The following is a 22,431-nucleotide window of genomic DNA, read 5'->3' as shown; positions in this document are numbered from 1 at the left end:
CTTTAGTTCCTCGGCCGGCCTGGGATGGCGGCCAGCAGTTCCTGCGTGTAGGGGTCGCGCGGGTCGTCCAGGACGCGGCCGGCCGGGCCGGACTCCACCAGCCGGCCGCGCCGCATGACGCCCACCCGGTGGGCGACGAGCGAGACCACCGCGAGATCGTGCGAGATGAACAGGTAGGTCAGGCCGAGCTCGTCCTGCAGCGTCCGCAGCAGGTCGAGGATCTGGGCCTGGACGGAGACGTCCAGCGCCGACACCGGCTCGTCGCAGACGATCAGCTCCGGTTCCAGCGCCAGCGCCCGCGCGATCGCGACCCGCTGCCGCTGGCCGCCCGACAGCTCGGCGGGCCTGCGGTCGAACGCGCCGGCGGGGAGGGCCACCGCGTCGAGCAATTCGGCGGCGCGGGCGCGCCGCTCGCGGCGGGTGCCCACCCCGAACGCCTCCAGCGGGTCGGTGATGATCCCGCCGACGGTCAGCCGGGGGTTCAGCGAGACGTAGGGGTTCTGGTAGACGACCTGCATCCGGCGGCGCAGCGCGCGCAGCCGGCGGCCGCGCGCGGCGGTGACGTCCTCGCCGCCCAGGACGATCCGTCCCGCGGTGGGGTCGGCGAGCCGCAGCACCATCCGCGCCGTCGTGGTCTTGCCCGATCCGGACTCGCCGACCAGCGCGAACGTGCGGCCGCGCGGGATCGCGAAGCCGACCCCGTCGACCGCGGTGATCTCGCCGCCGCCGGCGGCCCGCGGCGCCCGGAACCGCTTGACGAGGCCCTCGACGACGACGTGGTCGTCGCGAGCGGCCTCAACGGGCCCGCCCGGTCCGGCGGGCTCGGCGGGCTCCGGCTCGGTGACGCGGGCCGGCCGGACGCGCAGGCTGGGCGCCGCGGCGATGAGCCGCCGCGTGTAGTCGTGCCGCGGGTCGCTCAGCACGTCGCGCGCCGCGCCCTCCTCCACGGCCCGGCCGCCGGACATCACCACCACGCGCTGGGCCCGCTCGGCGGCGACGCCCAGATCGTGGGTGATCAGCAGGACGCCGCTGCCGGACGCCTCCGACAGCTCGGCGATGTGGTCGAGGATCCTGCGCTGCACGGTCACGTCCAGCGCGCTGGTGGGCTCGTCGGCGACGATGAGGCGCGGCTCGGCGACGACGGCGATCGCGATCAGGACCCGCTGCCGCATGCCGCCGGACAGCTCGTGCGGATATTGCATGGCCCGCACCTCGGGATCGGGCAGTCCCGCGTCGGCCAGTGCCGCCACGGCCTTCTCCCGCGCCTCCCGCCGCCCTGCCAGTCCGTGCACGATCAGCACTTCGGCGACCTGGTCGCCGATCCGCTTGACCGGGTTCAGCGAGGTCGACGGGTCCTGCGGGACGAGCCCGATTTCCCGTCCGCGCAGGGCGCGGGAGCGCCGCGCGGAGAGCCCGAGCAGGTCCTCGCCCGCGTACCGGACGTGCCCGCCCGCGATCCGGGACGCCGCGGGCAGCAACCCGACGACGGCGTGCGCGGTCGTCGTCTTGCCCGATCCGGACTCGCCGACGACGGCGACGGTCTCACCGGGCGCCACGCTCAGCGACACGTCCCGGACGGCGTGCACGATCGAGCCGCCGGCCAGGCGGTAGTCGACCGACAGGTTCTCGATCTCCAGCAGGGCGCCGCTCATCGGCCCTCTCCCCCCAGGGCGCGGGCCACGCGGTTGGCGGCCAGGACGGTCAGCACGACGACGACGCCGGGCAGGGTCGTCAGCCACCACGCGGTCGCCAGCGAGTCGCGGCCGGAGGAGATCAGCGAGCCCCATTCGGGATCGGGCGGCCGGACCCCGTAGCCGAGGAAGCTCAGCGACGACACCGCCAGGATCGACACCCCGAACTGGAGCGCGCCCAGCGCCAGCACCGGCCCGATCGAGTTGGGCAGGACGTGCCGCAGCAGCACCCGGCGCAGGGTGTTCCCGGAGGCCCGCGCGGCCTCGACGAACACGCTCTCCCGGACCCTCAGCACCTCGGCGCGCATCACCCGCGCGCAGTTGGCGATGCCGGCGAAGCCGACGGCGAGGGCGACCTGGGCGGTCCCCGAGCCCAGCAGCGCGATCAGGGCCAGGGAGGCCAGCATGTTCGGGATCGACAGGATGACGTCGACGGCCCGCATGATGATCGTGTCGGGCAGCCGGCGGAAGAACCCGGCGACCAGCCCGAGCAGCGCCCCGGCCACCAGGCCGAGCAGGGTGGCCAGGAACGCGGCCCGCAGCGAGGGGTCGGCGCCGTGCACGACCCGCGAGAGCAGGTCGCGGCCGAGCTGGTCGGTGCCGAACAGGTGGTCGGCCGACGGCACCGACAGCTTGGCGGCCGGTTCGGTGGCCAGCGGGTCCGCCGAGGTCAGCGCGGCCGGGACCAGCACGGCCAGCAGCACCAGCGCCAGCCAGGCCAGCGACAGCGCCAGCGCCGGCCCGGGCCGCCGCGGGGCCCGCCACCGAAGGCGGTGCCGGCCGCGCCGCGCGGGCGCGCCGACCGGCTCGGGCGGCGCGGCGGGCGTGGCGATCCGGTCGCCGGCCTCGCGCAGTTCCAGCTCGCTCATCGCGCCGCCACCTCCACCCGCGCCGCGATCTTGGGACGGGCCGGCCGCCCGACCTGGCCGACCCTCGGGTCCAGCACCGGGTAGACGAGGTCGACGGCCAGGTTCACCAGCACGAAGATCAGGGCGCCGAGGATCACCAGCCCCTGGACGACGGGCAGGTCCTGGTTGGTGACCGCGTCCACCGTCACCCGGCCGAGCCCCTGCCGGGAGAAGACGGTCTCGACGATGACGGCTCCGGCGAGCAGGTTGCCGACCAGCAGGCCGAGCATCGTCACCGTGGGCAGCGCGGCGTTGCGCAGCGCGTGCCGGAAATGGATGCGGGCCCTGCTCGCGCCCTTCGCGTGGGCCGTGGCGACGTACCCCTCCCGCAGGGTGGTCTCCAGGCTCCTGGCCAGCAGCTGAGCCAGCAGCGCCCCCGTCGGTACGGCCATCGTCACCGCGGGCAGCACCAGGCTCTCCCAGCCCTTGTTCCCGATGGGCGGCAGCAGGGGCCAGTGGAAGGCGAACAGCTGCAGGAGCAGCAGCCCGACCCAGAACGGCGGCAGCGCCACCCCGACCGGCGGCAGCGTCAGCAGCAGCCCTTTGAGCCGGCGTCCCCGCACGTAGGTGGCCAGCACCGCGATGGCGCCGCCGACGAGGACCGAGGCGGCCAGGCTGACGGCCGCGAGCTGCAGCGTCGCGGGCAGCTGGCCCCCGAGCAGGCTCCCGACCGACTGGCGGCTCTGCATCGAGCGTCCGAGGTCGCCCTGCAGGACGTCGCCGAGCTTGGCGGCGTACTGGACGAGCAGCGGCCGGTCGAAGCCGAACTGGCGCCGGACGGCCTCCAGCTGCTCGGGCGTCAGGTTGGTGTTGGGCCCCGCGACGACCTTGGCGGGGTCGGAGGGCAGCGCGTACAGCACGAAGAACGACAGGGTGAACGCCGCCCACAGGACGAACGCTCCCTGCAAGACGCGGCCGCAGATGTAGCGAAGCATCGGCTGCCTCCCTCCCGGGGCCGGCGGCCCGGCCCGATGGTCGACGACGTCGCGCAGCGCCGATCGGATCAGCGCTGGATCGACTTGATCTCCAGGAACTCCTCGAACCCGTACCGGCCGTACTCCCTGCCGATGCCGGACTCCTTGTAGCCGCCGAGCGGCGCGCGGGGGTTGAACGGGGCGCCGTTGACGTCGACCTGCCCGGTGCGCAGGCGGCGGGCGACGCGCTCGGCGCGGCCGGGGTCGGCCGAGGACACCGCGCCCGAGAGCCCGTACCGGACCCCGTTGGCGATCTCGACGGCCTCGTCCTCGGTGCGGTAGGCCAGGATGGACAGCACCGGGCCGAAGATCTCCTCCTGGGCGATCCGCATCCCGGGCCGCACGCCGGAGAACACGGTGGGCCGCACGTAGAAGCCGCGGTCGAGGCCGCCGGGCGCGCCGGGGCCGCCGGTGAGGAGCCGCGCCCCCTCGCCGGCGCCGGTGCGGATCCAGCCCTGGACGCGCTCCCGCTGCGCGGCCGAGGCCAGCGGCCCGAGGTCGGTCCGCTCGTCGAACGGGTCGCCGACGACCAGGTCTCGCACGACCTCTGTCACCCGCTCCTCGATCTCGGCGAGGCGGGCCGCGGGGACGAGCAGGCGGGTGAGCGCCACGCAGGTCTGGCCGGAGTTGCCGTAGGCGCGGCGCACCGCGTTCAGCACGGCCGCGTCGAGGGCGTCGCCGTCCAGGTCGTCGAGCAGGATGTTGGCGGACTTGCCGCCGAGCTCCAGCGCGATCCGCTTCACCGTCCCGGCGCCGAGGGCCGCGACGCGGCGCCCGGCGGCCGTGGAGCCGGTGAAGGAGACCATGTCGATGTCGGGACTGGCGGCCAGCGCCTCGCCCGCCTCGGGCCCGGTCCCGGTGACGAGGTTGAACACGCCCGGCGGGAGCCCGGCGCGGTCGAGCGCCTCGGCGAGGACGAAGGCGTCCAGCGGCGCGACCTCGCTCGGTTTCAGCACGACGGTGCAGCCCGCCGCCAGCGCGAACGCGACCTTGGCGATGCTCTGGTGGAGCGGGAAGTTCCACGGCGTGACGCAGGCGACGGCCCCGGCCGGCTCGCGGACGACCAGCGAGTGGCCGATCTCCTCGTCGGCGACCCCGGCCCGGGCCAGCCGCGCCGCCTCGCGCAGGTTGCCGATCGGCAGCTCGACCTGGACGGCCCGCGAGTGCGCCAGCGGCATCCCGGTCTCGCGGGTGATGAGCTCGGCCAGTTCGGCGGCGCGCCCGGTGAGGTGCTCGGCCGCGGCCTCCAGGGACCGGGCGCGTTCCTCCCCGGTGGTGGCGGCCCAGCCGGTGAAGGCGTCGCGGGCCGCGCGTGCGGCGCGCTCGGCGTCGGCGGCGGTGGCGGCGGGCGCGGCGCCGATGGCCCGCTCGTCGGTGGAGTCGATCACCTCGATCGTCTCGGCGGTGCCCGGCCCGGTCCAGGCGCCGTCGATGAACAGGCGGTCGTGCCGGAGGGTGGCGGTCATCTCACTCGCCCTCTTCGGCGGGCTCGCCGAGCGAACGCACGTGCGGCAGCACCTCGGCGGCGAACAGCTCCAGCGCCTCGGCGGCCCGGTCGGGCGGCGCGCCCAGCAGGATCGGCTGGTGGATGTGCCGGGTGAAGGAGCCCTCGGCGTGGGCGCGGCGGATCTCCGCGACGATGTTCTCCGGGGTGTCGACGAGCAGCAGCCGGTCGGCGAGCTGCTCCCCGGTGAAGCCGCCGGGGAACTGCTGCCCGGCCTCGTCGTACCAGGCCTGCGCGGTGGCCATCATGGCCCGTGCCAGCGGGCGCAGCCACACCCGGTCGCGTTCGGGGTCGCGGGTGGCGAACAGCCACGGCTTGCTGGACGCGGCGATCGGGGGCCGGTCCACCGGCTTGCCCAGCTCGTCCAGGGCGGCCAGGTAGGTCTTGCGGGCGTGCCACTGCGGGGCGCCGCTGGCCAGCCAGCCGTCGCCGATCCGCGCGACCCGGCGCAGCGACCGCTCGGCCTCGGCCGCCGCGATCCACACCGGGATCGCGGCGCGGTCGGGCCGCGGGCGGCAGCGCACGTCCTCGAAGGCGAAGTAGCGGCCGGAGAAGGAGAACGACTCCTCGGTCCAGCACCGGCGCAGGATCTCGACGGTCTCCTCCAGCCGCCCGGCGCGCTGCCGGTGCGGCACGCCGAGGGTGTCGAACTCGCGGGCCCGGTAGCCGAGGGCGGCGCCCAGCAGCAGCCGTCCGCCGGAGATCGCGTCCACGACCGCGCAGTCCTCGGCGAGCCGGATCGGGTGGTGCAGGGCGGGGATGGCCGCGTTCGTCCCGATCTCGACCCGCGAGGTGACGGCCGCGATCGCCGCCGCGGCGGCCAGCGGGGAGGGCAGCCATCCGTCCTCGACGAAGTGGTGCTCGCCGACCCACACGTCGTCGAACCCGAGCTGCTCGGCGAACCGGATCTGCTCCAGTTCCTGCGCGTACACCCGCGCCATGGACCGCTCGTCGCCGGCCGGCCTCCTGAAGAGGTACTGCACGCCGAATCTCATCGCCCGTCCTCCGTGGGTCGAAGCTGGGGGCCAGGACGGCGCCCGGCCCAGGGAAGCGCCTGTTCGAGCTGCGCGGCCAGGCGCACGAGGAGGTCCTCGCGCCCGTAGGCCGCGACGAACTGCACGCCGACCGGCAGCCCGCCGGGCGTCTCGTACAGCGGGAGGGACAGCGCGGGCTGCCCCGTCGCGTTGAACTGCGCGGTGTACTGGTGGACCTCCCGCACCCGCAGCCGCCCCTCGGCGGGGTCGGCGAACCAGCCGAGCGGCGGCGGGGTGCCGTTGAGGACGGGGGTGACGAGCACGTCGAACCCGCCCGGGGCCCACCAGCCGGCCATCCGCCGTTGGAAGGCGTGCATCCACTCCACCGTCTCCACGTACTGCACGGCCGACATGTCGCGGCCGAGCGGGACGAGCGCGTTGTTGGGCACCTCCAGCTCGTCGTCGGCGATCGGACGGCCCAGGCGCCTGCCCCACCCGGCCATCTCGGCGGCCAGCGACGCCGCGGTGAGGCTGAAGAACCGCACGGAGAAGTCCGGGGCGTCCAGCGCGGGCGGGTGGTCGTAGGAGACCCGGTGGCCCAGCTTTTCGAGGAGGACCCCGGTGTCCTTGACCGCCTGCGCGGTCACCGGGTCGGCCGGGACGCCGTCGACCGGCGGGTGGTCGAGCAGGCCGACGCGCAGCGGGCCGGGGTCGGCGACCACCTCCCGGACCAGCGGACGGGCGAGGGCCGGCGCTGCGAACGGGTCGCCCGGCTCGGGGCCCGACAGCACGTCCAGCACCGCCGCCGTGTCCCGGACCGACCGGGTGAGCACCCCGTCGGCGGTCGCGCCGATGCCCCAGGCGGCGCCCGCGGGCGCCTGGCTGATCCGGGCGCGGGTCGGCTTCAGGCCGACGAGCCCGCACATGCTCGCGGGCATGCGCAGCGAGCCGCCGCCGTCGTTGGCGTGCGCGACCGGTACCAGCCCCGCGGCCACCGCCGCGGCCGACCCGCCGGACGATCCGCCGGGCGAGCGCCGCGGGTCCCACGGGTTGCGGGTCGGCCCGTAGGCCAGCGGTTCGGTCGAGGCCCCGGAGCCGAACTCCGGGACGTTGGTCCGGCCGATCAGCACGAACCCCGCCGCGCGCAGCCGCCGCACGACCGCTCCGTCGTGGCCGGCGCGCCACCCGGCCTCCTTCAGGAACCGGGCGCCGTTGTGGGCGGGGTCCCCGGCCGAGGGCGTGTAGAGGTCCTTCACCACGATCGGGACGCCGCGGAACGCTCCGTCCGGCAGCGGCCCGGACGCCTCCTCGATCGCCCGGTCGAACCGCTCGTGGATCACGGCGTTGAGGTCGGCGTGCGTCGCGCGCACCCGCTCGACGGCGGCCTCGACCAGCTCGCGCGGGCTCACCCGGCCGTCGCGGACCAGCTCGGCCTGGGCGGTGGCGTCGAGCCAGGGATCGGTTCCGGTCGCGGTCATGGGGCCACCGCCTCGGCCGCGAGCCCGGCCCGCACGGCCGGGACGACCTCGGTCGCGAACAGCTCCACCGACTCGGTGCAGCGCTCGACGGGCACACCGAGGATGTTGGGCGTGTGGATGTGGTGGGTGTAGGCGCCCTGCCGGTACGACTCCAGGATCGCCGCGGTGACGTTCTCCGGCGTGTCCACCAGGAACAGCAGGTCGGTGAGCTGCTCGACGCTCAGGCCCCCGGGCAGCGCCTGGCCCGCCTCGGCGTACCAGCGCTCGGCCGTCCGGGTCTGCTCCACGGCGGCGGAGCGCAGCGCGTGCCGGTCGCGTTCGGGGTCGCGCGTCACGAAGATGTAGGGCCTGCTGGACGCGGCGATCGGCGGGTTCGGCCCGTCCTTGCCCAGCTCGGCGAGGATCTCCAGGTAGCGGGCGCGGGCCTCCGGGCGGGGCGCGCCGCCGCTGAGCCAACCGTCGCCCAGGACGGCGGCCCGGCGCAGCGCGGCCGGCGCCTCGGCCGCGCCGACCCAGATCGGGATCGGCCGCTGTGCCGGCACGGGACGGCAGGCGACGTCGGCGAAGGCGTAGTGGCGCCCGGCGTGGGTGAAGCGGTCCTCGGTCCAGCAGCGGCGCAGGATGCCGACGGCCTCCTCCAGGCGCCCCGCGCGTTCCCGGTGGGGGATTCCGAGCACCTCGAACTCGCGGGCCCGGTAGCCGAGCGCGACGCCCAGCAGCAGCCGGCCGCCGGAGATGTCGTCGACGACGGCCGCGTCCTCGGCGAGCCGGATCGGGTGGTGCAGGGCGGGCAGCAGCGCGTTGGTCCCGATGCCGATCCGCCCGGTGGCCGCCGCGATCGCCGCGGCGGCGGTGAGGGGCGAGGGCAGCCAGCCGTCGTCGACGAAGTGGTGCTCGCCCACCCAGACGTCGTCGAGGCCGAGCGATTCGGCGAGCCGGATCTGCTCCAGCTTCGCCCCGTACACGGCGGACGCGGAGGTGCCCGGCGGGTGCCGGAAGAGGTAGGACAGCCCGAAGCGCAGGGTCATGACGACGGCTCGCTTCCCACGATCGACACGAAGCTGACGCACGCGCCGGGCTGGCCCCCGAGGTTGTGGGTGAGGCCGAGCGTGCGGCCCTCGGCGACGGTCGGGACCTGCCGGTCGGCCGGCGCCCGGCCGCCCAGCTGCAGCCAGCACTCGAACAGCATCCGCAGCCCGCTGGCGCCGAGCGGGTGGCCGAAGCTCTTCAGACCGCCGTCGGGGTTGACGGGCAGCTCGCCCGTGCGGTCGAACCGGCCGGCGAGCACGTCCTTCCATCCCTGGCCGCGGGGCGAGAACCCGAAGTCCTCCATGAGCACCAGCTCGGTCGGCGTGAAGCAGTCGTGCACCTCCGCCAGCGCCAGCTCGGCCGCCGGGTCCTCGATCCCGGCCTGCGCGTAGGCGTCGGCGGCGGACCGGACGGCCTCGTCGAAGGTCGTGTAGTCGTAGGTGTCGTCCATGGGCCCGGTGGAGGGCCCGGCGACGAACGACAGCGCCTTCACGAACAGCGGCCGGTCGGTGTAGCGGTAGGCGTCCTCCGCCCGGACGATGATCGCCGCCGCGGCGCCGTCGCTGACGCCCGAGCAGTCGTAGACGCCGAGCGCGCCGGACACGCGGGGGCTCTTCTTGATGACCTCGACCGGCACCTCCTTGCGGAACTGCGCGCGCGGGTTGAGGGCCCCGTTGGCGTGGTTCTTCCAGGCGATCCGCGCCAGGACGTCGCGCATCGGCCCGTCGTCCACGCCGTACCGGTTCTGGTAGGCGGGCACCAGCAGGCTGAACATCGAGGGCGCGGTGAGCGCGATCTCGGTGCCGTCGTTCGGCGGCTTCGGGCTGACCAGCCCGGAGTAGCCGGAGTCCTTGAGCTTCTCCGCGCCGATCGCCATCGCCACGTCGTAGGCGCCGGAGGCGACGGCGTAGCAGGCGTTGCGGAACGCCTCGCTGCCGGTGGCGCACAGGTTCTCCAGCCGGGAGACCGGCCGGTAGTCGAGTTTGAGGGCGCGCGACAGCGTCATCGACCGGCCCGAGCCGACGGTGCCCAGCCAGTACGCGTCGGGTTCGTCCGGCGTCATCCCGGCCGACTCCAGCGCCTCCCGCGCGGCGTCGATCAGCAGGTCGTCCACGCCGCGGTCCCAGTGCTCGCCGAACCGGGTGCAGCCCATCCCGACGATCGCCACCCGGTCCCGGATGCCCCGTGAGGCCATCTCAGTGCTCCTCTCCGCGAACGGGTCGCGCCTTCCAGAAGTAGTCGTGGACGCCGTCGGCGGTCGTGTGCAGCCGGCGGAAGGTCAGCTCCACCCGGTCGCCGACCCGCACCCGTTCCGCGTCGGCGTCGGTCAGCTCGCACTGCAGGCGGCCGCCGCCGTCGAGGTCGACGACCGCGACCACCACCGGCGGCGCGACCGAGTACGCCAGGTGGTCGACGGTGAAGGTGGTGATCGTCCCGGGGCGGCCGGCGAGCGGCTCGGGCGCCATCCGGTCGGCGGCGCGGCAGCGGCGGCAGACGCGCTGCGGCGGCAGGTGCCGGGCGCCGCAGTCCTCGCACCGGCTCGCGGTGAAGGCGAACTTCCAGTCCGCGGCGCGGTGGGACGGCGGCGCCGCCGGGCGGTCGGGGTCGGGGCGGCGGGGCGGCTCGCGGCGCAGCAGCCCCCGCCAGACGAGCATGTCCTGGTGCGCGACCGGGCGGCCGGGCAGCGCGCCGGCGACCGCCGGCCCCGGGGCCGAGCCCGCGAGCTCCCCGGCGCGCAGCACCACGCAGTCGGCGCCGTCGGCCAGGACGAGCAGCACGATCGCGTCGCCGGGCGCGGCCCGTTCGACCGCGTCGGCCAGCATGAGGTAGGGGTGCGCGGCCCCGGTGACGCCGACCGCGCCGGACCGGTCGTCGGCGACCGCCTCCGGACGGACGCCCGCGGCCCTGCGGGCGGCGGCGACGGCGCGGCCGTGCGGCCCGGTCACCAGCAGGTGGCCGACGTCGCCGCCGTCCAGCCCGGCCGCCTTGAGCCCCTGCTCCAGGGCCCGCGCGGCCAGCGGCGCGTACACGGCGGCGCCGAAGCGCTCCTCCCACACGTGCGGGGCCGCCTCGCCGGGCGTCCGCCAGCGGTCCAGGAACTCCGCGCTCACGGCGGCGGTCGCGACGACCTCGGCCAGGCACGGCCCGTCGGGCGCGAAGACCAGCGCGGCCGCGGCGTCGCCGCCGTCGCGCTCCTCGGCCGACCCGGGCAGCCCGGTGCGGATGTCGGAGGCGACGGCCAGGGTGGTGCGCCCGACGGCCGCCGCGTCGGCGGCGGCCCGGAACGCGCCGATCCCCGACCGGACCGAGCCGGTGAAGTCGTAGGCGGCGGCGTCGCCGTCCAGGCCGAGCGCGGCCAGGACGGCCGTGGCGTTGGTCCGGTCGGCGTAGGCGGGCGCGCTCGTGGAGAACAGCACGGTGCCGGGGAGGTGCCCGCCCGCACCGGCCAGCGCCGTCCGGGCGGCGGCGACGGCCATCGAGGTGGTGTCCTCGTCGTGGGAGGCCACCGCCCGGGTGCCGCGTCCCGCACCGATCGACGCCCGCTCGAGCCGGTGCAGGGGCAGGTGGACGCCGCGCGCGACGATCCGGGTCATGGCCTCCCCCACAGGTACTCGGCGACCGCGGTCACCGCGACGTCGCCGGTCTGCCGGACGCAGCGCAGCTCGGCGACCACGCGCACGGCGCCGTCCACCGGCGTCGCGGAGGTGACCGTGCCGGTGCAGGCCAGCACGTCGCCCGGCCAGACCCGGTCGGAGAACCGCAGCCGGAACCGGTGCAGGAAGGCGGTGCCGAGCCAGTCGGTGACGTAGGTGCCGAGCAGGCCGCCCTGGTACATCCCGATCGAGAGCACGGCGGGCAGCCCGGCCTCGCGGGCCCTGGCCTCGTCGTGGTGCAGCGGGTTGAAGTCGCCGGACGCGCCCGCGTACCGGACGATGTCGGTGCGGGTGACCGGGCCGAACACGCGCTCGGGACCGGCCGCGCCGGCCTCCGGCGCTCCGGTGGCGAGGCTCACGGCCGCTCCCCCGGGCCCGTCTCGACCAGCGTGCTGCGCTGCTCGGCGACCAGCCGTCCCGCCGCGTCGCGGAACTCCCGGACCACGACGGCGAGCCGCATCCGGTCCCCGTTCCGGCGGGTCTTCTCGGCGCGGCCGGTCACCTGGACGGTGACGCCCAGCCGGTCCCCGGCCCGCGGCGGGGCGGCGTGGAAGACGAACTCCTCCTCGCCGTGCAGCGTCCGGGCCGGGTCGAAGCCGAGGTCCCGGGCGATGTCGAGCGGCTCGTCGGCCCAGATCCGGCTCGCCGCGTTCAGGAACGTGGGCGGGGCGAGCGCGGCCGGGCCCGTGAAGTCCGGGTGGGACGACCGCGTCGCGAGCGCGAACTCGCGGATCTTCCCCCGCTCGATCAGGACGTCGAACATCTGTACCACCCCTTCGTCTGCCCCGATTCGACCCCCTGCGTCCGGACCCCCGCTAGTAAGGAAGACCCTTGGCTTTTCCGGCGGCCGGCGGCCTTTCCGCTGACCGGAGCGTTGCGGCGCGGCGAAGAGTTAGGCTACGTTCACGTTTCCCGGGAGCAAGGAGGCCGCGATGTCCGACGCCGGGACGGCCGGGGCCGCCGCCGGGGCGTGGTTCGAGGACGCCGCCGAGGTGCCGGAGAGCGCCGCGCGCAGGCACGGCGTCCGGCGCCGGCTGGTGATGCGGCACGCCGCGCGGCTGTTCATCGAGAAGGGCTACGCGGCCACCACCGTGGACGACATCGGCCGGGCCGCGGGCGTCACGGGCCCGGCGGTCTACCGCCACTTCCCCACCAAGCGGGCGCTGCTGGCCAGCGTCGTCGAGGACGGCTGCGACCAGCTCGCCCGCCGGACCGGCGACGCCGGGACCGACCCGGACCTCGCCCCGGGCGAGGCGCTGGCCGAGCTGGTGGAGGCCTACATCGCCTTCATCGTCGGCCACCGCCACCTGGCGCTGCTGATCGAGGACACGATGCCCGCGCTGGACACCGGCGGGCGCGCCGGGGTGCTGGCGTCGAGCCGGCGGTTCCGGGGACGGATGCTCGCGCTGCTCCGCGAGGCCAGCCCCGACCTGCCCGAGGCCGCCGCGCGGCTCGCGGTGACCTCGGTGGTCGGCATGTGCCGCAACGCGATCCGCGCGCGGACCACGATGTCCGACGAGGCGCTGCGGAGGCGGCTGGCCGGGCAGGCCATGGCGGTCCTCCTGCTCCCGGCGGACGAGAGGAGCACCCTCCGATGACATCGAAGGCACCGAAGACCCCGCCGGCCGCGCCGGACGGCCTGTTCGTCGGCCGGGCGGCCGAGCTGGCGTGGCTGGACGGCCTGCTGGAGGAGGGCGGCCTGTCGTCGGGCGGTGCCGTGGCCCTCGTCGGGGAGGCCGGGATCGGCAAGACCGCCCTGCTGGATCGTTCCAGCTCGCTGGCGTCCCGGCGCGGCCTGCGCGTGCTGCGGGTGCGCTGCGACCCGCTGCTGCGGCCCGTCCCGCTGGGCGCGCTGGTCGCCGGGTTCCGGGAGGCCGGGCGGGCGTTCGCGGCGCCGCCCGGCCGCGAGGTCCCGGCCGCCGCCGACGCGCTGCAGGACCTGGCCGACGGCGCCCCCGCCGTCCTGGTCGTGGACGACCTGCACCAGCTCGACGACGCGAGCGCCGCCGCGATCGGCGAGGCGCTGCGCGGCCCGCACGGGCCGGCGCTCGGCATGCTGGCGGCGACGCGGCCCCGGCCGTACTCCCCCACCGGGATCACCTCCGTGCTCAACCGCCTGTCGGCGGCCGGCCTGCTCACCATCGCGCCCGTCGAGGGGCTCTCGGCCGGTGCCGTGGCCGAGTACCTCACCGCCGCGCTGGGCGGGCCGCCGGAGCCGCTCATCGCGGCCGCCGTCGCCGGCACCGCGGGGAATCCGGCGCTGCTCCGCTGCGTCACCGAGGAGCTGCTGGCCGCGGGCCCCGGCGGCGAGGGGCCGCCGGAGCTGCCGGAGCCTTCGGTCCCCCGGCGCAAGGCGCTGCTGGCCCGGTTCTTCGCTCCGGGCGAGCCCGAACAGCGGTTCGCGCAGGCGTTCGCCGTCCTGGACCCGACCTCGGCCGCGACCGCGCCGCTGACCGCGCGGCTGGCGGGGGTCGCGGACGCCGAGGCCGAGGCCCGCTTCGACGACCTGGTGGACCAGGGGATCCTGGAGGCCGCCGGCGGCGGCCGGTACCGCTTCCGGCACCGGGTGCTGCGGGAGGCGCTGCGCGCCGAGACCGGTCCCGCGATCCGCGAGCGCTGGCACCGCGCGGCGATCGACCTGCTGCGGACGCGTCCGGAGTACCCGGACCAGCGGCACGACGTGGCGCGGCTCTTCCTGGAGATCGCGCGGGTGGGCGACCGCGACGCCGTCGCGGCGCTGCTCGCCGAGGGCGAGCGGGCGGGCGCCGACGACCCGGCCGGCGCGCTGCCCTGGTTCCGCAGGGCGCTCGCGCTCACCCCGCCGGGCGACCCCGAGCACGCCCGGACGGCCGTCCGCACGGCCCGCGCGCTCATCCGGGCGGGCGAGCCCCGTGCCGCGACGGCGATCGGGCTGGACGCGCTCGGCGACCTCGCGCCCGGCACCGAACGCACCAAGCTGGCGGCGTTGTTCGCCAGCGCGCTCATGAAGCAGGGCCTGCTCGCCGAGGCCAAGCGCCTGGTGGCGCGGGAGCAGGCCCTGCTGCACGAGCGCAGCAGCCCGCGGCTGACGTCGCAGGCCGCCTACGTCCACGCGGCGACCGGCGACACCGGCCGTGCCGACACGCTTGCCGAGCAGGCGATCGCGCACCTGCGGCGGCGGACCGGGCCGGACCGGGACGCGGCCGGCGAGCGGATCCACGTCCTGGCCGACCTGGTGCACCTGCGTTGCGTCGAGCCGCGCGGCGACGAGATCGTCACGCTGCTCGCCGAGCTGGAGGCCGCCGCCGCGGACGGCGCCCCGGCGGCGCGGGCGAGCGCGTACGCGGCGCTGGCGTTCGGCTACGCCACGCTCGGCGACACGGGCCGGTGCGCCGCGGCGCTCGACCGGGCACGGGACCTGCCGGCGCTGACGGGCGCGACCGCCCACCGCCCTGACCTGGTGGTCGCGGAGGCCCGCAACGCGGTGCACCTGGGCGACTGGGACAGGGCCGTCACGGTGATCGAGTCCGCCGTGGGGCCGCTCCGCGCCGCCGGCATGAACGCCTACGTGGAGCAGCTCCGGCTCCACCACGCGGCGGTCCTGTCGTCGCGGGGCGCCTGGCCGGCCGCGCGGGAGGTGCTGCGCGCGGCGCAGGACGACGGCGCGCCCGCCGGGCTGCTGGACGCCGAGCTGGCGCACATCGAGATGCTGAGCGGCGACGCGGACGTGGCCCGGTCCCGGCTGCGCCGCCGGCTGGCCGCCGGAGGGCTGCACGGGACCGTCCTGCTGCGCGTCCTGTGCCGGCTCGCCGAGGCCGAGGCGCTGCACGGCGAGCCCGGCGGGGTGGTCGCGGCGCTGGACGAGATCGACCGGCTGGGCCTGTCCACCCTGGACCACCACACCCGCGCCGTCATGCTCCTGGAGCGCGGCCACGCCACCGGTGACACGGCGCCGCTGCGCTCCGGGCTGGAACTGGCCGACGCGCACCGGCTCGCGCCGCTGCAGGCCAGGGCCCGGCTGTACCTGGGTCTGGCCGGGGTGGACCCCGCCGAGAACCTGCGGGAGGCGGCGATCGAGTTCCACCGTCTCGGCGCCCTGCCGTGGCGCCGCCGCGCGGCCGCGGCGCTGCGCATGCGCGGCCTGCGGGTGCCCAAGCCGCGGAAGAAGACGGGCGGGCTCACCGCCACCGAGCGGCAGGTCGCCGAACTCGTGCGGCTGGGCAAGCCGAACCGGCAGATCGCGACCGCGATGGGGCTGAGCGTCAAGACCGTCGAGGCCTACCTGACCCGCCTCTACAGCAGGACCGGCTGCGGCAGCCGGGTCGAGCTGGCGAGGATGCTCGACGCCGAGCCCACGGGCCGCACCGGCGCCGCGTGACCGCTACCGGGTAGGGCTTTCCCCACTGTCAGCGGGCGGCCGGCTCCGACCATGCTCGACGGCATGGGAACACTTGATGGTCTGGTCGCCGTCGTCACCGGCGGGGGCAGGGGGCTCGGCCGCGCGCACGCGCTGCTGCTGGCGCGCGAGGGCGCGAAGGTCGTCGTCAACGACGCCGGCACCGCGAACGACGGCGGCGGCGCGGACGGGGGCCCGGCCAAGGCGGTCGTCGCCGAGATCGAGGCGGCCGGGGGCACCGCGGTCGCCGACACCTCCGACGTCTCCGACTGGTCGGCGGCGGGCGGCCTCGTCGCGGCGGCGGTCGACGCCTTCGGCGGCCTGGACATCGTGGTGAACAACGCGGGGATCCTGCGCGACGCGTTCCTCGCGAACCTCACCGAGGAGCAGTGGGACGCCGTCCTGTCGGTCAACCTCAAGGGCCACGCCGGGGTGCTGCACCACGCCGCCGCCTACTGGAAGGCCCTGCACAAGGCGGGGCACCGGGTCCGCGCGTCGGTGATCAACACCACGTCCGCGTCCGGCGTCACCAAGACCCTGCCCGGCCAGGCCAACTACGCCGCCGCCAAGGCCGGGATCGTCGCGCTCACGCTGGTGGCCGCCGCGGAGCTGGAGCGCTACGGCGTCCGCGCCAACGCGATCGCGCCCGCCGCGCGGACCCGCCTGACGCTCGCCACGCCCGCGATCGCGGACACGGTCGCCGGACCGGAGGACGGCTCGCTGGACCCCTTCGCGCCCGAGAACCTCGCCCCGCTGGTCGCCTACCTCGCGAGCCCGTCCTGCGAGCTCACCGGACAGGTGTTCACGCTGCGCGGCGACCGCATCTCACCCCTCGGGGGATGGCGGCCCGAGCGGACGTTCGAGACCGCCGAACCCTGGTCCGCCGACACGCTCGCCGCCCTCCTTCCCGGTCGGTGACGGGGCCGGCGATGCGGGTACTGCGGGACGGGCCGGCCGCCGCGACCGAGGCCGACTACCGGGAGCGGGTGCGCGACCTGTGCGCGCGGTGGCGCGAGGAGGGCCGCTACCGGCCGCGCAGCGACGCCTGGCTGCGCTCGTTCGACCCCGGGTTCAGCCGCGAGCTGGGCGCGCTCGGGCTGATCGGCGTGAGCTGGCCGCGCGCCTACGGCGGGGGCGGGGCGACCTACCGGGTCCGGCTCGCGGTGACCGAGGAACTGCTGCGCGCGGGCGCGCCGGTCGCGGCGCACTGGACGGCCGACCGCCAGGTCGGGCCGGTCGTGCTGCGGTACGGGAGCGACCGGCTGCGCGCCGAGCTGCTGCCGCGCATCACCGCCGGCGAGGTGGTGTGCGCGATCGGGATGAGCGAGCCGGACGCCGGGTCCGACCTGGCGTCGGTGCGGACGTCCGCGCGCCCCGCCGAGGGCGGCTGGCTGCTGAACGGCCGCAAGACGTGGACGAGCCACGCCCACCACGCGACCCATCTGTACGTCCTCGCCCGCACGTCGCGGGGCGAACGACGGCACCAGGGGCTCAGCGAGTTCGTCGTGGACACCGCCACCCCCGGCATCGAGGTCACCCCGATCGTGGACATGACCGGCGAGCACCACTTCAACGAGGTGGCGCTCACCGACGTGTTCGTCCCGGCGCACGGGCTGCTCGGCGAGCCCGGGAACGGCTGGCGGCAGGTGACCGAGCAGCTCTCCCTCGAACGCGGCGGCCCGGAACGGGTGCTGTCGACCTACCCGCTGGTCGTGGAGATCCTCGCGCGGGCCTCCGGCGGCCCGGCGGATCCGGCGACGGCGGCGCGGATCGGCGAGCTGACCGCGCGCCTGGCCGCGCTGCGGAGGCTGTGCCGGACGGTGGCCGACGCGCTCGACCGCGGCGAGGTGCCCGTCCAGGAGGCCGCCACGCTGAAGTACCTCGGCAACCGGTTCGAGCAGGACACCGTGGACCTGGCCCGCGACCTGGGCTTCTCCGACGGACCCCTGTACCGGCCGACGCTGCTCGCCGCGCCCGCGTTCGCGCTGCGCGGCGGCGCCGCCGACCTGCTCCTCGACCTGATCTCGCGCCAGGAGGGCTCGCATGACTGAGATCCCGTCCTTCGCCACGCTCCTGCTGGACGTCGAAGGGCCGATCGCGACCGTGACGCTGAACCGTCCGGGGTCGGGCAACACGATGGACCTGACCATGCGGTCCGAGCTGGTCGCCTGCCTGGACTGGATCCGGCGGAACCGGGCGCTGAAGGTCGTCGTCCTGACCGGCGCGGGCGACCACTTCTGCATGGGCGCCGACGCCCGCGACTTCGTCGGGACCGACCACGAGGACCTGCACGACCTCATGCGGTACACCAGCCAGCACTGGTTCGGCACGCTGTGGAACCTGCCCCAGATCACGATCGCGGCGGTCAACGGGGTGGCCGCCGGGGGCGGCGCGAACATGGTGCTGGCCTGCGATCTGTCCGTGGCGTCGGAGCGCGCCCGCTTCGGGGAGACGTTCGTCAGGCTCGGGCTGGTCCCCGACCTGGGCGGGCTGTTCCTGCTCCCGCGCGTCGTCGGGTTCCAGCGGGCCCGGCGGATGTGCCTGACGGGCGAGGTCCTCGGCGCGGACGCCGCCGCCGAGCTCGGCATCTTCGGGAGCGTCGTCCCGCACGGGGAGCTCGCCGCGGAGGCGGCCGCGCTGGCCGCCCGGCTCGCGGAGCGTCCCGCCAGGGCCGTCGCGGTGCTGAAGGCGATCCTCGCGCGGTCGTTCGAGAGCTCGATGGAGAGCACGATGCTCCACGAGCTGCTGGGCCAGTCGTTCATGTTCTCCACGCGGGAGCATCGCGACGCCCTCGCCGCCTTCTTCGACCGCGGCCGGGACCCGCGGTGAGCGACCCGGTGGACGACCCGGCGAACGACACGGCGGACGCTCTCGCGCGCGAGCTGTTCGCGCTGGTGGACGACATCAACCGGCGCTCCCTGGCCGCGCCCGCCCCCGGCGCGGCCGAGACCGGCGCCCAGCTGTCGCTGTGGTCCACGCTCACCGGCCTGGACCTGCACATGATCGGCGTGCCCGAGCGGGACGGCGGCGCCGGCGGCGATCTGGACCAGCTGGCCGTGATCGTGCGGGCGCTGGCGTCGTACGGGCACAGCAGCCCGCTGGTGGAGGCGGCCACCGCCGCGTGGGCGGTCAGCCGGCTGCCCGACCCGCCCGGCGGGATCGGCACGATCGCGCGGCTGCGGCCGGACGGGCGGGCGGAGGCCCCGTGGGGGCGGCTCGCCCGGTGGGCGCTGGTGCTCGGCCCCGAGCCGGCGCCGCGGCTGGTGCGGTTCGCGCCCGGCGCCGTCCTGGCCGAGGCGGAGAACATCGCCGGCGAGCCGGCCGACACGATCGCGGCGGACGCCGCCGAGCCCCTGCCCGGCCTGCCGTCGCGGACCGCGGTGCGCTCGCGCGTGGCGGTGCTGCGGGCCGCCGCGCTGATCGGCGCGTCCCGCGGCGCCTATGACCTGACCCGCGCCCACGTGCGGCGGCGGCACCAGTTCGGCCGTCCGCTGGCCGCGATCCCGGCGGTCCGGACCGCCCTCGGCGTGATCCGGACCGGCCTGATCCAGGCCGAGGCGGCGCAGGACCGGGCGCTGGAGGCCGTCCGGGAGCGCGGCGCGGACGGCGCCCTGCCCGCCGCCGCGGCGGGCCGTGTGGTCGCCGCGCGGACGGCGTCGGAGACCGCCCGGCTGTCCCACCAGCTGCACGGGGCCCTGGGCGTCACCGCCGAGTACGCGTTGCACCGGCTCACCCGGCGGCTGTGGGCCTGGCGGGACGCCGACGGCAGCGAGCGCGAGTGGGCGGCGGAACTGGGCGCGCTGGCCCTGGCCGCTCCGGAGACCGAGTTCTGGGAGTGGCTGACGGCATGACGACCACCGCGACCCCCTTCGACCGGGACGGGCGCCCCGGGCCGCTGCGCGGCCTGCGGGTGCTGGAGATCGCCTCGATCGGCCCGGGGCCGTTCGCCGGGATGCTGCTGGCCGACCTGGGCGCCGACGTCATCCGGGTCGACCGGCCCGGGTCCGACCCGTCCCGTCCCGCACCCGAGGACGACGCCGTCAACCGCGGCCGCCGCTCGATCGTCCTGGACCTGAAGTCGCCGGCGGGCCGCGCGCTCGCCCTCGACCTGGCGGCGCGCGCCGACGTGCTGATCGAGGGCTTCCGGCCCGGCGTCATGGAACGGCTCGGGCTCGGCCCGGACGCCTGCCTGGCGGCCAACCCGGCGCTGGTCTACGGCCGCGTCACCGGCTGGGGCCAGGACGGCCCCCTCGCGAGCACAGCCGGGCACGACATCGGCTACATCGCGGTCACCGGGGCGCTGCACGCGATCGGCCCCGCCGAGGAACCGCCTCCGCCGCCGCTCAACCTCGTCGGCGACAACGCGGGCGGCGGCATGCTGCTCGCCCTCGGCGTCCTCGCCGCCGTCGCGCACGCCCGCGCCACCGGGGCGGGGCAGGTGGTCGACGCGGCGATCGTGGACGGCGCGTCGCTGCTGACCACGCTGTTCCACGGCCGCCTGGCCGCGGGCTGGTGGCGGGACGAGCGCGGCGCCAACCTGATCGACGGCGGCGCCCCCTTCTACGGGACCTACCGCTGCGCCGACGGCCGCCACCTCGCGGTCGGCGCGATCGAGGAGAGGTTCCGGGCCGAGCTGCTCGACAAGCTGGGCGTCGCCGCCGGCGACCCGCTCCGCCGGGACATGGCCGACCCGGCGTCGTGGCCGGGGGCGCGCGAGCGGATCGCCGCGATCATCGCCACCAGGACGCGGGACGAGTGGGCGCGCGTCCTGGACGGCGACGCGTGCGCCGCGCCCGTCCTCTCCCTCACCGAGGCCCCGGACCACCCGCACCTCGCCGCCCGCGGCACCTTCACCGGTGTCGGCGGCGTCCGCCAGCCCGCGCCGGCGCCGCGCTTCTCGGCCACGCCGTCCGGGCCGCCGCGGCCCGCCCCCGCGCCCGGCGCCGACTCGCGCGCGATCCTCGCGGCCCTCGGCCACGGCGAGGACGCGATCACCGCGCTCGCCGGCGCGGGCGTGACCGCCCTGACCGCCACCGACCGGCCGACCGGCGGATCGGCAGACCGAAGGAGAAGAGAACGATGACGTCCCAGCAGATCCGCGCGCAGGAGGACATCCGCTACCAGGCGATGCTCGACGCCGACATCGCCACCCTCGACCGCCTCTTCGACGAGGCGCTGGTCTACACGCACTCCAGCGGGCTCGTGGACGGCAAGAAGACCTACCTGGAGGGCGTCCGGGACGCGACGTTCGACTACCGGAGCATCGTGCGCTCGGACGAGACGATCCTGGTCCGCGGCGACCACGCGCTGGTGTCCAACCGCTGCCGCATGGACATCTACGTCTCCGGCGTCCGGAAGGCGCTCGACAACCACGTGCTCGCCGTCTGGTCGAAGGCCGGCGACGGCGCCTGGCGGTTCCTGGCCCTGCACTCGACCCCGGTGGGGGATCATGCCCCTCGCCCCTGACCCGCTCGCCGACGGCGGCGTCACCGGCTTCGCGGCCCGGCTGCGCCGCGGCGACATCACCGCGGTGGAGGCGACCCGCGCCTACCTCGACCGCATCGCCGCCCTGGACGGCGCGCTCGGCGCGTACCAGCACGTCGCCGCCGGCCCGGCCGTCGCGGCGGCCCGCGCCGTCGACCAGGCGCTCGCCGCGGGCACGGACCTGGGCCCGCTGATGGGCGTCCCGGTGTCGGTGAAGGACCTGTTCGCAGTCGAGGGCATGCCGACGACGGCGGGCTCCCTCGTCGACGTCGGCGACGCCGTCGGCGCGGAGGGCCCGTTCGTCCGGCGGCTGCGGGCGGCGGGCTGCGTCCTGCTCGGCAAGACCCGGACGGTCGAGTTCGCGCTCGGGATCACCGGGGCGTCGGCGCCGCGCGGCACCCCGGTGAACCCGTGGGACGCGCGGACGCCCCGCCTTCCCGGCGGATCGAGCTCGGGCGCGGGCGTCGCCGTCGCCGCCAGCCTGTGCGGGTTCGCGGTCGGCGCGGACACGGGCGGTTCCGTCCGCGTGCCCGCCGCGCTGTGCGGCGTCGTCGGGCTGAAGACGACGCACGGCCTGTGGCCGGCCGAGGGCGCCTTCCCGCTCGCCCCGCACCTGGACTCGGTCGGGCTGCTGACCGGCACCGCCGAGGACGCCGCGACGGTCTTCACCGCCCTCACCGGCGGCCGGCGGATCCGCGCCGCCGCGCTGGACGGGCTGCGCGCCGGGCGCCTGACCGGCTCCTTCGGCGCCGAGCCTGAACTGGAACGCGCCGTCGACGAAGCCGCGGCCGCGCTCCGGCGGCGGGGCGCGACCGTCACGGACGCGGCGCTGCCCGAGGCGGCCGAGCGGGAGGAGTACTTCACGGCCGTCCTGCCCGCACGCCTGGTGGGCACCCTCGGCGCCGAGCGCTTCCACCGGGAACGGCACCGGATGGACCCGGTGATCGCGGCCCGCGCCGCCACCGGTCTCGACGTCCTCCCGGCCAGGCTGGAGGCGCTGGAGGAGCGGCGCGCCCGCGCCGTCGAGAGCGCGGCGGCCAGGCTCGCCCGCTGGGACGCCTGCCTGAGCCCGACCACGACCGTGACCGCACCCGCCGCGGCGGAGGCCGCCGACCCCGCGGCCGGGCTCGCCCTCGCCCTCGCGATGACCCGCAACACCCAGCCCGTCAACTACCTCGGCCAGTGCGCGGTCAGCCTCCCCTTGCCGCGCGCCGCCGGCGAACTGCCCGCCGGGCTGCAGATCGCGTGCCCGGGCGGCGCCGACGCGCGGCTGCTGGCCGTCGCCCTCGCGGTGGAGCGGGCCCTCGGCCCCGCCCGCCGCCCCGACCTCACCGCATTCCTGAACTGATACCTGAACTGA

Annotated in this window: 20 protein-coding genes; 9 read left to right on the top strand and 11 right to left on the bottom strand. The window is 76.4% G+C overall.

All coding sequences use genetic code 11. The features are described from left to right. Window positions 1-2 precede the first annotated feature (2 nt). The 11 genes from ACZ466_RS45220 to ACZ466_RS45170 form a co-directional block, all read right to left on the bottom strand. Window positions 3-1,652: a dipeptide ABC transporter ATP-binding protein gene (locus ACZ466_RS45220; protein ID WP_378283063.1), complete on the bottom strand. Its 1,650-nt coding sequence runs from the start codon at window positions 1,650-1,652 to the stop codon at window positions 3-5. After that, on the bottom strand, window positions 1,649-2,560 hold the full coding sequence (locus ACZ466_RS45215; RefSeq protein WP_378283064.1) for an ABC transporter permease: 912 nt from the start codon (window positions 2,558-2,560) through the stop codon (window positions 1,649-1,651). Before ACZ466_RS45215 ends, ACZ466_RS45220 begins: the two co-directional genes overlap by 4 nt. Continuing rightward, complete coding sequence (locus ACZ466_RS45210; protein WP_378283065.1) at window positions 2,557-3,534, bottom strand: ABC transporter permease; 978 nt, start codon at window positions 3,532-3,534, stop codon at window positions 2,557-2,559. Before ACZ466_RS45210 ends, ACZ466_RS45215 begins: the two co-directional genes overlap by 4 nt. Before the next feature lie 68 nt (window positions 3,535-3,602). After that, the gene (locus ACZ466_RS45205; protein ID WP_378283066.1) at window positions 3,603-5,039 is read right to left on the bottom strand and encodes an aldehyde dehydrogenase family protein; all 1,437 of its coding nucleotides are present in this window, start codon (window positions 5,037-5,039) and stop codon (window positions 3,603-3,605) included. A gap of 1 nt (window position 5,040) precedes the next feature. Continuing rightward, a complete protein-coding gene (locus tag ACZ466_RS45200) occupies window positions 5,041-6,072 on the bottom strand; it encodes an LLM class flavin-dependent oxidoreductase (RefSeq protein ID WP_378283067.1) in 1,032 nt (343 codons plus the stop codon). Next, on the bottom strand, window positions 6,069-7,529 hold the full coding sequence (locus tag ACZ466_RS45195) for an amidase (RefSeq protein WP_378283068.1): 1,461 nt from the start codon (window positions 7,527-7,529) through the stop codon (window positions 6,069-6,071). The genes ACZ466_RS45200 and ACZ466_RS45195 overlap by 4 nt, the downstream gene beginning before the upstream one ends. Beyond that, window positions 7,526-8,557, bottom strand: coding sequence for an LLM class flavin-dependent oxidoreductase (locus ACZ466_RS45190; protein ID WP_378283069.1), 1,032 nt, complete (start codon window positions 8,555-8,557; stop codon window positions 7,526-7,528). Before ACZ466_RS45190 ends, ACZ466_RS45195 begins: the two co-directional genes overlap by 4 nt. Beyond that, complete coding sequence (locus ACZ466_RS45185; protein WP_378283070.1) at window positions 8,554-9,753, bottom strand: acetyl-CoA acetyltransferase; 1,200 nt, start codon at window positions 9,751-9,753, stop codon at window positions 8,554-8,556. The genes ACZ466_RS45190 and ACZ466_RS45185 overlap by 4 nt, the downstream gene beginning before the upstream one ends. Before the next feature lies 1 nt (window position 9,754). Beyond that, window positions 9,755-11,152 (bottom strand): OB-fold domain-containing protein, encoded by a 1,398-nt coding sequence (locus ACZ466_RS45180; RefSeq protein WP_464041945.1) that lies wholly within the window; start codon window positions 11,150-11,152, stop codon window positions 9,755-9,757. Then, window positions 11,149-11,571 (bottom strand): MaoC/PaaZ C-terminal domain-containing protein, encoded by a 423-nt coding sequence (locus ACZ466_RS45175; RefSeq protein WP_378283072.1) that lies wholly within the window; start codon window positions 11,569-11,571, stop codon window positions 11,149-11,151. The genes ACZ466_RS45180 and ACZ466_RS45175 overlap by 4 nt, the downstream gene beginning before the upstream one ends. After that, window positions 11,568-11,975 carry an FAS1-like dehydratase domain-containing protein gene (locus ACZ466_RS45170; protein ID WP_378283073.1) on the bottom strand — a complete coding sequence of 136 codons (408 nt, stop codon included), beginning with the start codon at window positions 11,973-11,975 and terminating at the stop codon, window positions 11,568-11,570. The genes ACZ466_RS45175 and ACZ466_RS45170 overlap by 4 nt, the downstream gene beginning before the upstream one ends. A 169-nt stretch (window positions 11,976-12,144) precedes the next feature. Between ACZ466_RS45170 and ACZ466_RS45165 the strand changes: the two genes are divergently transcribed. The 9 genes from ACZ466_RS45165 (at window position 12,145) to ACZ466_RS45125 (ending at window position 22,419) form a co-directional block, all read left to right on the top strand. After that, window positions 12,145-12,810, top strand: coding sequence for a TetR/AcrR family transcriptional regulator (locus ACZ466_RS45165; RefSeq protein ID WP_378283074.1), 666 nt, complete (start codon window positions 12,145-12,147; stop codon window positions 12,808-12,810). Continuing rightward, on the top strand, window positions 12,807-15,569 hold the full coding sequence (locus ACZ466_RS45160; RefSeq protein WP_378283075.1) for an AAA family ATPase: 2,763 nt from the start codon (window positions 12,807-12,809) through the stop codon (window positions 15,567-15,569). The genes ACZ466_RS45165 and ACZ466_RS45160 overlap by 4 nt, the downstream gene beginning before the upstream one ends. A 63-nt stretch (window positions 15,570-15,632) precedes the next feature. Next, entirely contained in the window at window positions 15,633-16,505 is an 873-nt protein-coding gene (locus tag ACZ466_RS45155) for an SDR family oxidoreductase (protein ID WP_378283076.1), read from the top strand. Between the two features lie 11 nt (window positions 16,506-16,516). Continuing rightward, entirely contained in the window at window positions 16,517-17,638 is a 1,122-nt protein-coding gene (locus ACZ466_RS45150; RefSeq protein WP_378283077.1) for an acyl-CoA dehydrogenase family protein, read from the top strand. Then, window positions 17,631-18,416, top strand: coding sequence for an enoyl-CoA hydratase/isomerase family protein (locus ACZ466_RS45145; protein WP_378283078.1), 786 nt, complete (start codon window positions 17,631-17,633; stop codon window positions 18,414-18,416). The genes ACZ466_RS45150 and ACZ466_RS45145 overlap by 8 nt, the downstream gene beginning before the upstream one ends. Then, the gene (locus tag ACZ466_RS45140; RefSeq protein WP_378283079.1) at window positions 18,413-19,438 is read left to right on the top strand and encodes an acyl-CoA dehydrogenase family protein; all 1,026 of its coding nucleotides are present in this window, start codon (window positions 18,413-18,415) and stop codon (window positions 19,436-19,438) included. The genes ACZ466_RS45145 and ACZ466_RS45140 overlap by 4 nt, the downstream gene beginning before the upstream one ends. Then, window positions 19,435-20,670 (top strand): CaiB/BaiF CoA transferase family protein, encoded by a 1,236-nt coding sequence (locus ACZ466_RS45135; RefSeq protein WP_464041944.1) that lies wholly within the window; start codon window positions 19,435-19,437, stop codon window positions 20,668-20,670. Before ACZ466_RS45140 ends, ACZ466_RS45135 begins: the two co-directional genes overlap by 4 nt. Next, window positions 20,667-21,053: a nuclear transport factor 2 family protein gene (locus ACZ466_RS45130; protein WP_378283081.1), complete on the top strand. Its 387-nt coding sequence runs from the start codon at window positions 20,667-20,669 to the stop codon at window positions 21,051-21,053. Before ACZ466_RS45135 ends, ACZ466_RS45130 begins: the two co-directional genes overlap by 4 nt. Further along, window positions 21,037-22,419, top strand: a complete 1,383-nt coding sequence (locus ACZ466_RS45125) for an amidase (RefSeq protein ID WP_378283082.1) — start codon at window positions 21,037-21,039, stop codon at window positions 22,417-22,419. Before ACZ466_RS45130 ends, ACZ466_RS45125 begins: the two co-directional genes overlap by 17 nt. The last annotated feature ends 12 nt before the right edge of the window (window positions 22,420-22,431 follow it).

The organism is Actinomadura rugatobispora, assembly GCF_055379765.1.
The sequence above is the reverse complement of the archived record's forward strand: the minus strand, read 5'-3'. Positions and strand labels throughout refer to the sequence as shown.